The organism is Nocardioides sp. NPDC047086 (assembly GCF_040643685.1).
Classification (GTDB): domain Bacteria; phylum Actinomycetota; class Actinomycetes; order Propionibacteriales; family Nocardioidaceae; genus Nocardioides.
Genome location: NZ_JBEYUV010000004.1, coordinates 83,626 through 95,677, shown reverse-complemented (window position 1 = coordinate 95,677; position 12,052 = coordinate 83,626). Strand labels below are relative to the sequence as shown.

The window sequence follows — 12,052 nt, the reverse complement described above, 5'->3', positions numbered from 1 at the left end:
CTACGAATTTGAAAAGGCACCTCGTGAGCACCAAACCTGTACTCGAGTGGACCGATCTGGACAGCAAGGCCGTGGACACCGTCCGCGTTCTGGCCATGGACTCCGTGCAGAAGGTCGGCAACGGCCACCCTGGCACCGCGATGAGCCTGGCCCCGGCCGCCTACCTGCTCTTCCAGAAGGTGATGAAGCACAACCCCGCCGACACCGACTGGCTCGGTCGCGACCGGTTCGTGCTGTCGGTCGGCCATTCCTCCATCACTCACTACATCCAGCTCTACCTCGGCGGCTTCGGCCTCGAGATCGGTGACCTGGAGTCCCTGCGCCAGTGGCAGTCGCTGACCCCGGGCCACCCCGAGCGCGGCCACACCAGGGGCATCGAGGTGACAACCGGCCCGCTCGGCCAGGGTGTCGCCAACGCGGTCGGCATCGCCATGGCGCAGCGCCGCCTGCGCGGTCTGCTCGACCCGGACACCCCGGCCGACCAGCCGAGCCCGTTCGACCACAAGACCTACGTGCTGGCCAGCGACGGCGACCTCCAGGAGGGGGTCAGCGCCGAGGCCAGCTCGATCGCCGGCACCCAGAAGCTCGGCAACCTCACGATGATCTACGACGCCAACCGGATCTCGATCGAGGGTGACACCAACATCGCCTTCACCGAGGACGTCGGCGCTCGCTACGAGGCCTACGGCTGGCACGTCCAGGAGGTCGACTGGACCAACGGCGGCAAGGGCTACAAGGAGGACGTGCCCGAGCTGTTCGACGCGATCAACGCCGCGGCCGAGGTCACCGACAAGCCGTCGCTGATCGTGCTGCGCACGGTCATCGCCTGGCCCGCCCCCAACGCCCAGAACACCGGTGCCGCCCATGGCTCCGCCCTCGGTGAGGAAGAGGTGGCGGCCACCAAGGAGGTACTGGGCTTCGACCCGGCCAAGACCTTCGAGGTCGACCCCGAGGTGCTCGCCCACACCCGCAAGCTCATCGAGCGCGGCGAGGAGGCCGAGAAGGCCTGGCGCGCCGAGGAGGCCACGTGGGCAGCGGCCAACCCGGAGGGCGCCCAGCTGCTGGAGCGTCTCCAGGCCGGCAAGCTCCCCGACGGCATCGACGACGCGCTGCCGGTGTTCGAGGCCGACAAGAAGGGCATCGCCACCCGTGCCGCCTCCGGCAAGGTGATCAACGCCCTCGCGCCGGTGCTGCCCGAGCTGTGGGGCGGCTCGGCCGACCTCGCCGGGTCCAACAACACCACCATCTCCGACGCCCCGAGCTTCGCGCCGGAGGAGCGTTCCACCGGCGAGTGGAAGGCCGACCCCTACGCCGGCCGCGTGCTCCACTTCGGCATCCGCGAGCACGGCATGGGTGCGATCCTCAACGGCATCGCCGCCCACTCGCCGACCCGGGTCTTCGGTGGCACCTTCTTCCAGTTCTCCGACTACATGCGCGGTGCCGTACGCGTCGGGGCGCTCTCCGAGCTGCCGGTGATCCACGTCTGGACCCACGACTCCATCGGTCTGGGCGAGGACGGCCCGACCCACCAGCCGGTCGAGCACCTCGCGGCGGTCCGGGCGATGCCCAACCTCGACGTGGTCCGGCCTGCCGACGCCAACGAGACCGCCGCGGCCTGGCTCGAGGTGCTCAAGCACCACGACCGCCCCTCGGCGCTCATCCTGACCCGTCAGGCGGTGCCGACCTTCCCGCGCGGCGAGGACGGTTTCGCCACCACCGAGGGCGTGGCCAAGGGTGGCTACGTACTCCTCGACTCCCCCACCGGGACCGTGGACGTCGTGCTGCTCGGCACCGGCTCCGAGGTGCAGTACGCCGTCGCCGCCCGCGAGGAGCTGGCGAAGGAGGGCATCGGTGCCCGGGTCGTCTCGCTGCCCTGCCTGGAGTGGTTCGACGCCCAGGACCAGGACTACCGCGACTCGGTGATCCCGCCCAGCGTCAAGGCGCGCGTCAGCGTCGAGGCCGGCGTGAAGCAGGGCTGGCGGGAGTACGTCGGCGACGCCGGCCGGATCGTCTCGCTCGAGCACTTCGGCGCCTCGGCGTCCGGAGCGCTGCTGTTCAAGGAGTACGGCTTCACCCCCGAGGCAGTCGTCACGGCCGCCAAGGAGAGCCTCGCCGCCATCAACAAGGGAGCATGAAATATGTCTGACCGTCTCAAGGCGCTGGCCGAGGCCGGCGTATCCATCTGGCTCGACGACCTCTCCCGCGAGCGCATCGAGACCGGAAACCTCGCCGATCTCGTCAAGGAGAAGTCCGTCGTCGGGGTGACCACCAACCCGACCATCTTCGCCGCCGCGATCGCCAACGGTGAGCGCTACGACGAGCAGCTGCGGTCGCTGGTCGCCGACGGCAAGAACGTCGACGAGGTCATCTTCGGCCTCACCACCGAGGACGTACGCAACGCCTGCGACATCCTCGCGCCGGTCGCCGAGGCGACCAAGGACGACGGCCGGGTCTCGATCGAGGTCGAGCCCACGTTGGCCAACGACACCGACGCGACCATCGCCTCCGCGAAGGCGCTGTGGGCCGCGGTCGACCGCCCCAACGCGCTGATCAAGATCCCGGCGACCCTGGAGGGGCTGCCTGCGATCACCGCCGCGATCGCCGAGGGCATCTCGGTCAACGTGACCCTGATCTTCTCAGTGGAGCGCTACCGGGCGGTGATGGACGCCTACCTGACCGGTCTGGAGCAGGCCAAGGCTGCCGGCAAGGACCTGTCCACGATCCGCAGCGTGGCGTCGTTCTTCGTCTCCCGTGTCGACACCGAGATCGACAAGCGGCTCGAGGCGATCGGCACCCCCGAGGCCACCGCGCTGCGCGGCAAGGCCGCGGTGGCCAACGCCGTCGCCGCCTACGCCGCCTTCGAGGAGGTCCACGCCGGCGAGCGCTGGACCGCGCTGGCCGCTGAGGGCGCCAACGCCCAGCGCCCGCTGTGGGCCTCGACCGGGGTCAAGAACCCGGACTACCCCGACACCCTCTACGTCACCGAGCTGGTCGTCGCCGACACGGTCAACACCATGCCGGAGAAGACCCTGGAGGCCTTCGCCGACCACGGCGAGGTCAAGGGCGACGTCGTCAGCGGCAAGGGCGCCGAGGCAGCGGCGGTCTTCGAGTCGCTGCGCTCGGTCGGGGTCGACCTCGACGACGTCTTCTTGGTGCTGGAGACCGAGGGTGTCGACAAGTTCAAGGGCTCCTGGACCGAGCTCGTCGACACCGTCGTCGGCCAGATCGAGGCGGTCAAGCAGTGAGCGATGGCCCGGTCGACGTGACCACGACGGACGCTTGGAAGGCACTCACCGAGCTGCGGGCCGGCTTCGAGCCCGACCTGCGCTCGTGGTTCGCCGATGATCCCGGCCGGGCCTCACGCTTCACCTTCGAGGCGGCCGATCTTCACGTCGACCTCTCCAAGAACCTCCTCACCGACGACCTCCTGGCCACTCTGCTCGCGCTCGCCGAGCAGGTCGGCCTGGAGGCGCGACGCGACGCGATGTTTACAGGTGAGCACATCAACGTCACCGAGGACCGTGCGGTGCTCCACACCGCTCTGCGCCTCCCGTCCGACGCCTCGCTCGATGTCGACGGCACCGACGTCGTGCCCGCCGTCCACGAGACCTTGGCGAAGATGTACGCCTTCGCCGAACGAGTCCGTTCCGGCGAGTGGAAGGGCGTCACCGGAGAGCGGATCCACACCGTCGTCAACATCGGCATCGGCGGCTCCGACCTGGGCCCGATGATGGCGTACGAGGCGCTGGAGCCGTTCCGTCACCCGGAGATCGAGTGCCGCTTCATCTCCAACATCGATCCGACCGACGCCGCCCAGAAGCTGAAGGGACTCGACCCCGCCACCACCCTGTTCGTCGTCTCCTCGAAGACCTTCTCGACCCTGGAGACGTTGACCAACGCCCGGCTGGCGCGCGCCTGGCTCCTCGACGCGCTCGGTGACGACGTGGACGCTGCCGACGCGGTGAAGAAGCACTTCGTCGCGGTCTCGACGGCCCTGGACAAGGTCGCGAACTTCGGGATCGACCCGGAGAACGCCTTCGGCTTCTGGGACTGGGTCGGTGGCCGCTACTCGGTCGACTCCGCCATCGGCACCTCCCTGGCGATCGCCGTCGGCCCCGAGGCCTTCGCCGAGTTCCTCGGTGGCTTCCACGCGATCGATGAGCACTTCCGCACCACCCCGCTCGACCGGAACGTCCCGGCGCTGATGGGTCTCCTCAATGTCTGGTACGTCAACTTCTTCGACGCCCAGACCCACGCCGTGCTGCCCTACGCCCAGCTGCTGCACCGGTTCCCCGCCTACCTTCAGCAGCTGACCATGGAGTCCAACGGCAAGTCGGTTCGCTGGGACGGCACCGCGGTGACCACCGACACCGGCGAGGTGTTCTGGGGCGAGCCCGGCACCAACGGTCAGCACGCGTTCTACCAGCTGATCCATCAGGGCACCCGGGTGATCCCGGCCGACTTCATCGCGTTCGCCAACCCCGCCTACCCCCTCGTGGACGCCAGTGATGGGCAGAGCACCGACGTGCACGAGCTGTTCCTGGCCAACTTCTTCGCCCAGACCCAGGCCCTGGCCTTCGGCAAGTCCGCCGAGCAGGTGCGGGCCGAGGGCACCGCGGAGAACATCGTCAACGCCCGGGTCTTCTCCGGCAACCGGCCGACCACCTCGATCATGGCGCCGGCTCTGACCCCACACGTGCTGGGTCAGCTGATCGCGCTCTACGAGCACATCACCTTCACCCAGGGTGTGGTGTGGGGCATCGACTCCTTCGACCAGTGGGGCGTCGAGCTCGGCAAGCAGCTCGCCCTGCAGATCAGCCCAGCGGTCTCCGGTGATGCGGAGACCGCCGAGCAGCAGGACACCTCCACCCAGTCCCTCATCGCCTACTACAGAGAGAAGCGCACGTGACCAGCGACGGTCATCCCGAGTCACTTATCGAGGTCCACGAGACCGCCGAGGCCCTGGCCTCGGCCGTTGCCGGAGAGTTCCTCAGCCGCCTCGCCGACCTGCAGGCTGCCGGCGACGTCCCCACCATCGGACTCACCGGTGGCACCATCGCCGAAGCGATCCATCGCGAGATCGCGCGCCTCGCGCCCGAGTCGGGTGTCGACTGGGGCGCGGTGGAGTTCTTCTTCGGCGACGAGCGCTACGTCGCCGCCGACTCCCCCGACCGCAACGCCGGCCAGGCCCGTGCCGCCTTCCTGACCGAGGTCGGGGTCCCGGACCACCGCATCCACGAGATGCCCGCCACCGACTCCGGCCTCAGCGTCGATGAGGCCGCGGCGCAGTTCTCCGAGGAGGTACGCAGCCACGGCGCCGGCGGCTTCGACATCCTCATGCTCGGCGTCGGTCCCGACGGCCACATCGCCTCCCTCTTCCCCGGCTTCCCGCAGCTCGAGGCGAAGGACGCGATCGCCGTCGGCGTCACCGGCTCCCCCAAGCCACCGCCCGAGCGCATCACCTTCACGTTCGAGGCGCTGCGCCGCTCCACGACCGTCTGGTTCCTGGTCAGCGGCGAGGGCAAGGCCGAAGCGGTGGCCAAGGCCCACTCCGGCGCCCCGATCACCGAGATCCCTGCCGGCGGCGTCACCGGCACCAACGAGACGACCTGGTTCCTGGACCGGGCCGCCGCCTCGAAGCTCTGACCCCCTCCCGACTCGGCGCGACTGTCCCACCTAGAAGCGCCGAGTCGGCGCAAATGTCTCGGGAACTCCGTTACCCAGGTTGCTAACGCCAGGTAAATCTTTCCCGCATCGGGTTCCGCGCGCACCTGCCGACTGCCACCATCCGAGCATGTCCTTCAGCGCCTCTCGGCGGCTGCGCCTCATCCTGGCCAGCCTCGTTGCCCTCGCCCTGGCGAGCTTCATGGCGGTCGTCACCACGACCGCCCCGGCCCAGGCGGCCACGATCACCGTATCCACGGCGATCACCACCCAGAACGGCTCGACGGCGACGGTGCGCGGCTACGTCGTCGGCCAGCCCACCGCGACCAGCACCGTCGTGACCAGCAACTATCCCAACGACTACGCGCTCGCGATCGCCGACTCGGCCTCGGAGACCAGTACGTCGAGGATGCTCTACGTGCAGATCCCCGACGCCTTCCGCAGCTCGTGGGGCCTGCGCACCAACCCGAGCCTGAAGGGGCGTCAGATCGATGTGACCGGCACCCTGGCGGCGTACTTCTCCCATCCCGGACACAAGAACGCCACCGCCTTCGCGTTCGCCGGCTCCACGCCGACGCCGACCCCGACCCCCACCCCGACCGCGAGCCCCACCCCGGACCCGAACGTCCCGGCGGGCTACTACGACTCGGCCGCAGGACTGTCCGGCTCGGCGCTGAAGTCGGCGCTGCACAACATCATCGACGGCCACAGCACCCTGACCTACAGCGCGGTCTGGGAGGCGCTGAAGGTCCTCGACCAGGACCCGAACAACTCCTCGAACGTAATCGAGTTCTACTCCGGGGTCTCCACACCGAAGACCAACAACGGCGGCGACGCCAACAACTGGAACCGCGAGCACACCTGGCCCCAGAGCCACGGAGACTTCGGCACGAGCAACGGCCCCGGCACCGACGTACACCACCTGAGGCCCGAGGACGTCACCGTCAACTCCACCCGCGGCAACAAGGACTTCGACCTCGGCGGGTCGGCCGTCTCGGAGTGCAGCGACTGCTGGAGCGACGCCGACTCCTTCGAGCCGCGCGACAGCGTCAAGGGCGACCTCGCCCGCGGCATCCTCTACATGGCCGTGCGCTACAACGGCGACGACGGCTTCGCCGACCTGGAGCTCAACAACTCCGTCAACGGCTCGACCAACTACCTGGGCAAGGTCTGCGTCCTGCTCGGCTGGCACAGCGCCGACCCCGTCAACGCAGCCGAGCGCACCCGCAACAACACGATCTACTCGACCTACCAGCACAACCGGAACCCGTTCATCGACCACCCGGAGTACGCCGAGTCCATCTTCGGCGCCACCTGCTAACCCCCCGCCGAGTCGGCTCATCTTGACCGGATTCTGCGTCGAGTCGGCGCATCTTGACCAAAAACACCGCCGAGTCGGCTCGTCATGACGAGCCGACTCGACGTAAATGTCGGTGGTCCCGCTCATGCTGGGCGCATGGATATCGAACAGATGCGATTCACCCGTACGCTCGGCTCCGACTTCCCGCTGGCCGCGACCCTGCCATTCACCACGAAGATGGCGCTCGCATCGGGTGTGACCCACCGACAACTGCGCGAACTCGTACACCTCGGACTCATCCGGCGGTTGATCAAAGGCGTCTATCTGGCCACGGAAGCTGGCGACTCGCTCGAGCTGCGGGTAGCGGGGCTCAAGCTCGTCGTTCCCGAGGACGCCGTGGTGGTCGACCGGCATGCTGGTTGGCTCCTCGGCGCCGACATGATGCTCGCACCGGGCGAGCACCTCGACCTGCAGCCTCTCTCGGTCTTCCTTCCCGCCGGCCGCGGTCGTCTGCGCAACGACCTCGCCGCCAGCGGCGAGCGCACCTTCGGTGACGACGACATCCTGGAGATCGACGGTCTGCTGGTGACCAGCGCGCTCCGCACCGCCTGGGACGTCGGCCGGGTGCGCTGGCCGGAGCGGGCGATCGCCGCGATCGACCAGATGCACCGGCTCGATCACTACGATTGTGAGGAGTTCCTCGCCGGCATCAACAGGTTCCGTGGGCAGCGATACGTCACCACGCTGAGAGCGGTCGGACCGCTCGCCGACGGTCGAGCGGAGTCACCTCCGGAGTCGATCCTCCGGATCTGGTCGAAAGAGGTGAGAGGCCTCGATCTCGTACCTCAGCTCGAGGTCCGTCGAGGACGCCGGTTCCTCGGACGCCTCGACCTCGGCAACGACCACCTGAAGATCGGCGTCGAGTACGACGGGGCCGAGTGGCACAGCACCCCCGAGCAACTGGCACATGACCGGAGCCGGCGAGCCGACATGATCGATGACGGCTGGCTCATCGAGGTCTTCACCAAGGACGACACGTTCAGCAGACTCGCCGACCCCGGCGTACGCCTGCGGCGGCTGCGCGATCGCGCCTACCAGTGCCTCGATCACGCGACGGCCGCCTGAAATCGCCGAGTCGGCTCGTCCTGACCACATCCGGTGCCGAGTCGGCTCGTCATAACGAGCCGACTCGGCACCGATTCATGTCAGAACGAGCCGACTCGGCGGGGGTTCAGAAGATGATCTCGCCGGACTTGCGGCGGGAGCGGAGCAGGGCGATTGCCTCCTCCAGGATGTCCTCGGCCTCGGCGTCGGAGCGGCGCTCCTTCACGTAGGCGAGGTGGGTCTTGTAAGGCTCGATCTTCGGCGCCGGGGGCGCGTTCTCCTCGTCCAGGCCCGCGGGGAGCCCACACTTGGGGCAGTCCCAGGAGTCCGGTGGCGTCGCCTCGACGGCGAAGGTGATGACCGAGCGATGTGCGTTGGCGCAGAAGTAGGTGACGGCCTTTCGCGGGGCAGCTTCGCCACGCTCCGCCTCACCCATCGGCCCAGCACCGACTCGGGAGCCCCGAATCGCGTTCCCTCCACCTGCCATGGTGCTGCGGTGTCCTCTCTCAACTTAAAGTTCGCAGCCCCGAGAGGCCACTTTGGGGGAATCGGACGGCAAAATCTCCGTCCAGCGTCGATGAGTTTAGACTCTATCGCGCGTGCGCTGAAGGGGAATGTGTCAGTAGGCCATCAGCAGGCCGAGCGCGATCACACAGGCGAACCAGATGACACCGATGCCGATGGTGAGCCGGTCGAGGTTGCGCTCGACGACCGAGGATCCCCCCAGCGAGCTCGAGACACCGCCACCGAACATGTCGGAGAGTCCGCCACCGCGGCCCTTGTGAAGCAGCACGAGCAGGATCATCAGCGCGCTCGCGATGACCAGGATGATGGTGAAGAGAAGTTCCACGTCTGAAATCCTATCTGGAGAGCGGCAAACCTACAGCACCGGTAGGTCGTAGTAGCGGGAGATCGCCGCGAAGTCCTCCACGGAGAGGCTCGCACCGCCGACCAGGGCGCCGTCGACGTCGCCTTCCTGCATCAGCGCCGCCACGTTGTTCGGCTTCACGGAGCCGCCGTAGAGAATGCGTACGCCACCGGCGATCTCTGCCCCGTAGAGCTTCTCCAGGCGCTCCCGGATGCCGGCGCAGACCTCCTGGGCGTCCTGCGCCGTCGCGGTCTCCCCCGTGCCGATCGCCCAGACCGGCTCGTAGGCGATCACGACCTGCGCGACCTCCGCATCGGTGAGCCCGGCCAGCGATGCCTCGGCCTGAGCGGTGCAGTGCTCGAGGTGGTTGCCGGCCTGGCGAACCTCGAGGCCCTCGCCGACGCAGACGATCGGCACGATGGTGTGCTTGAGCGCGATCTTCGCCTTCTGCGCGACGATCTCGTCGGTCTCGCCGAAGTGCTCACGACGCTCGGAGTGACCCACGATCACGTAGGAGCAGCCAAGTTTGGCCAGCATGGACGCCGCGATCTCGCCGGTGAAGGCGCCGGACTCATGGTTCGAGACGTTCTGGGCACCGTAGGTGATGCGCATCTTGTCGCCGTCGACCAGTGTCTGCACCGAGCGGATGTCGGTGAAGGGCGGGAAGACCGCGACCTCCACGGCAGCGAAGTCGTGCCGCTTGTCGGAGAGCGTCCAGGCGAGCTTCTGGACCAGCACCACCGCTTCTTGGTGGTTGAGGTTCATCTTCCAGTTGCCGGCGATGAGCGGGGTGCGCCCCGCGGCCGCCTTCTTGGCCGCCATCAGCCCAGTCCTCCGGCCAGGGTCGACTCCTCGAGCACGGCGATGCCCGGAAGGGTCTTGCCCTCCAGGTATTCGAGCGAGGCGCCGCCGCCGGTCGAGATGTGACCGAACTGGTCATCGGAGAACCCGAGCTTACGGATCGCCGCGGCGGAGTCACCGCCGCCGACGACCGAGAGGCCGTCGATCGTGGTGAGCGCCTGGGCGACCGCGCGGGTGCCTTCGGCGAAGGCAGCCTGCTCGAAGACGCCCATCGGTCCGTTCCAGAAGACCGTCTTCGCGCCCTCGAGCGCGGCGGCGTAGGTCTGCGCGGACTCCGGACCGATGTCGAGACCGAGCGACTCCGGTGGGATCGCGTTGGCCGCCACCACCCGGGCGGAGGCCTCGTCGCCGAAGGAGTCGGCGACCACGACGTCGGTCGGCAGCAGGATCTCGACGCCGATCTCCTCGGCGCGCTCGAGGTAGCCGAGCACGGTGAGGATCTGGTCCTCCTCGAGCAGCGACTGGCCGACCTCGTAGCCCTGAGCCTTGAGGAAGGTGAAGACCATGCCGCCCCCGATGAGCAGCTTGTCCGCCTTGCCGAGCAGGTTGTCGATCACGCCCAGCTTGTCGGAGACCTTCGATCCGCCGAGGACGACCACATAGGGGCGCTCGGGGGTCTCGGTCAGCCGCTTGAGCACCTCGATCTCGGTGGCCACCAGGTCGCCCTGCGCGCTCGGGAGCAGCTTGGCGACGTCGTAGACCGAGGCCTGCTTGCGGTGGACCACACCGAAGCCGTCGGAGACGAAGGCGTCGGCCAGAGCGGCGAGCTCGGCGGCGAAGGCGGCCCGCTCGATGTCGTCCTTGCTGGTCTCACCGGCGTTGAAGCGTACGTTCTCCAGCAGCGCGACCTGGCCGTCGGCGAGGCTGCCGACGACCGCGCTGGCGGAGTCGCCGACGGTGTCGGTCGCGAAGGCGACCTCGGCACCGAGCAGCTCACCGAGGCGGACGGCCACGGGCGCCAGCGAGTAGGCCGGGTCCGGCTCGCCCTTCGGGCGACCGAGGTGGGCGACCACCACGACCTTGGCGCCGGCGTCGGCCAGCGCCTTGATCGTCGGCACCGAGGCACGGATCCGACCGTCGTCGGTGATCGTGGTGCCTTCCAGCGGGACGTTGAGGTCGGAGCGCACGAGAACTCGCTTGCCCGCGACTCCCTGCTCGATGAGCTGCGTGAGATTCAGAGACATAACGGGCTAGACACTAACCTGTGAGGAAGGTCGCTGGGTCACAGGCTCGCGCCAACGTACGCAACCAGGTCACCGAGCCGGTTGGAGTAGCCCCACTCGTTGTCGTACCACGCCGCGACCTTGACCTGGTTGCCGATCACCTTGGTGAGCGGAGCGTCGAAGATCGAGGACGCCGGGTTGGTCACGATGTCGGAAGAGACGATCGGGTCGGTCGAGTAGACGAGGTACTTCCCGTCGGCGGCCTTCTCCATGATCGAGTTGATCTCCTCGACCGAGGTCTCGCGCGAGGCCTCGAAGGAGAGGTCGACGATCGAGCCGGTCGGGGTGGGCACGCGCAGCGCGTAACCGTCGAGCTTGCCCTTCAGCTCCGGCAGCACCAGGCCGATCGCCTTGGCGGCACCGGTCGAGGTCGGCACCACGTTGATCGCGGCGGCACGGGCGCGGCGCAGGTCCTTGTGGATGTTGTCCTGCAGGTTCTGGTCGGCGGTGTAGGCGTGGACCGTGGTCATCAGGCCCTGGTTGATGCCGATGCCCTCGTGCAGCGCCTTCGCCAGCGGCGCCAGGCAGTTGGTGGTGCACGAGGCGTTGGAGATGACCGTGTGGGCCTCCGGGTCGTAGACGTCCTCGTTGACCCCGAGGACGATGGTGGCGTCCTCGTTCTTCGCCGGGGCGGAGATGATGACCTTCTTCGCGCCGCCGTTGTCGACGTGGGCGCGGGCCTTGGTCGCGTCGGTGAAGAAGCCGGTGGACTCGATCACGACATCGACGCCGAGATCGGCCCACTTGAGGTTGGCCGGGTCACGCTCTGCGTACGCCTTGATCTCCTTGCCGTCGACGACGATCGCGTCCTCGGTGGCGGACACGTCGGCGTCGAGGGGGCCGAGGATCGAGTCGAACTTCAGCAGCGTCGCGAGGGTGGCGTTGTCACTGAGGTCGTTGACCCCGACGATCTCGATGTCGAGGTCGGAGGCGCGCACCGCGCGGAAGAAGTTGCGGCCGATCCGGCCGAATCCGTTGATGCCTACTCGAACTGTCACGTGGACTCCTGGTTCGCGTCGAAAAGATTGTGCG

Annotated in this window: 11 protein-coding genes; 6 read left to right on the top strand and 5 right to left on the bottom strand. The window is 68.0% G+C overall.

From position 1 onward, the window contains the following. Positions 1–23: 23 nt before the first annotated feature. The 6 genes from tkt (at position 24) to ABZ796_RS04745 (ending at position 8,089) form a co-directional block, all read left to right on the top strand. On the top strand, positions 24–2,135 hold the full coding sequence (gene tkt, locus ABZ796_RS04770; RefSeq protein ID WP_357335021.1) for a transketolase: 2,112 nt from the start codon (positions 24–26) through the stop codon (positions 2,133–2,135). Between the two features lie 3 nt (positions 2,136–2,138). Then, entirely contained in the window at positions 2,139–3,245 is a 1,107-nt protein-coding gene (gene tal / locus ABZ796_RS04765; protein WP_357335019.1) for a transaldolase, read from the top strand. Continuing rightward, complete coding sequence (pgi, locus tag ABZ796_RS04760; protein WP_357335018.1) at positions 3,242–4,909, top strand: glucose-6-phosphate isomerase; 1,668 nt, start codon at positions 3,242–3,244, stop codon at positions 4,907–4,909. Before tal ends, pgi begins: the two co-directional genes overlap by 4 nt. Beyond that, positions 4,906–5,646, top strand: a complete 741-nt coding sequence (gene pgl / locus ABZ796_RS04755) for a 6-phosphogluconolactonase (protein WP_357335017.1) — start codon at positions 4,906–4,908, stop codon at positions 5,644–5,646. The genes pgi and pgl overlap by 4 nt, the downstream gene beginning before the upstream one ends. Positions 5,647–5,794: 148 nt before the next feature. After that, positions 5,795–6,985, top strand: coding sequence for an endonuclease (locus ABZ796_RS04750; protein WP_357335016.1), 1,191 nt, complete (start codon positions 5,795–5,797; stop codon positions 6,983–6,985). A 135-nt stretch (positions 6,986–7,120) separates the two neighbouring features. Next, positions 7,121–8,089: a type IV toxin-antitoxin system AbiEi family antitoxin domain-containing protein gene (locus ABZ796_RS04745; RefSeq protein WP_357335015.1), complete on the top strand. Its 969-nt coding sequence runs from the start codon at positions 7,121–7,123 to the stop codon at positions 8,087–8,089. Positions 8,090–8,195: 106 nt separating this feature from the next. Here ABZ796_RS04745 and ABZ796_RS04740 read toward each other — a convergent pair whose 3' ends face one another. The 5 genes from ABZ796_RS04740 to gap all read right to left on the bottom strand — a co-directional run bounded on the left by ABZ796_RS04740 (position 8,196) and on the right by gap (position 12,018). Next, positions 8,196–8,555, bottom strand: coding sequence for an RNA polymerase-binding protein RbpA (locus ABZ796_RS04740; protein ID WP_008357153.1), 360 nt, complete (start codon positions 8,553–8,555; stop codon positions 8,196–8,198). 132 nt (positions 8,556–8,687) lie between these two features. Further along, positions 8,688–8,918 carry a preprotein translocase subunit SecG gene (gene secG, locus ABZ796_RS04735; protein WP_008357155.1) on the bottom strand — a complete coding sequence of 77 codons (231 nt, stop codon included), beginning with the start codon at positions 8,916–8,918 and terminating at the stop codon, positions 8,688–8,690. A 30-nt stretch (positions 8,919–8,948) separates the two neighbouring features. Beyond that, the gene (gene tpiA, locus ABZ796_RS04730) at positions 8,949–9,758 is read right to left on the bottom strand and encodes a triose-phosphate isomerase (protein WP_357335013.1); all 810 of its coding nucleotides are present in this window, start codon (positions 9,756–9,758) and stop codon (positions 8,949–8,951) included. Continuing rightward, a complete protein-coding gene (locus ABZ796_RS04725; protein WP_357335011.1) occupies positions 9,758–10,981 on the bottom strand; it encodes a phosphoglycerate kinase in 1,224 nt (407 codons plus the stop codon). Before ABZ796_RS04725 ends, tpiA begins: the two co-directional genes overlap by 1 nt. A 38-nt stretch (positions 10,982–11,019) precedes the next feature. Then, positions 11,020–12,018: a type I glyceraldehyde-3-phosphate dehydrogenase gene (gene gap / locus ABZ796_RS04720; protein WP_357335009.1), complete on the bottom strand. Its 999-nt coding sequence runs from the start codon at positions 12,016–12,018 to the stop codon at positions 11,020–11,022. Between the last annotated feature and the right edge of the window lie 34 nt (positions 12,019–12,052).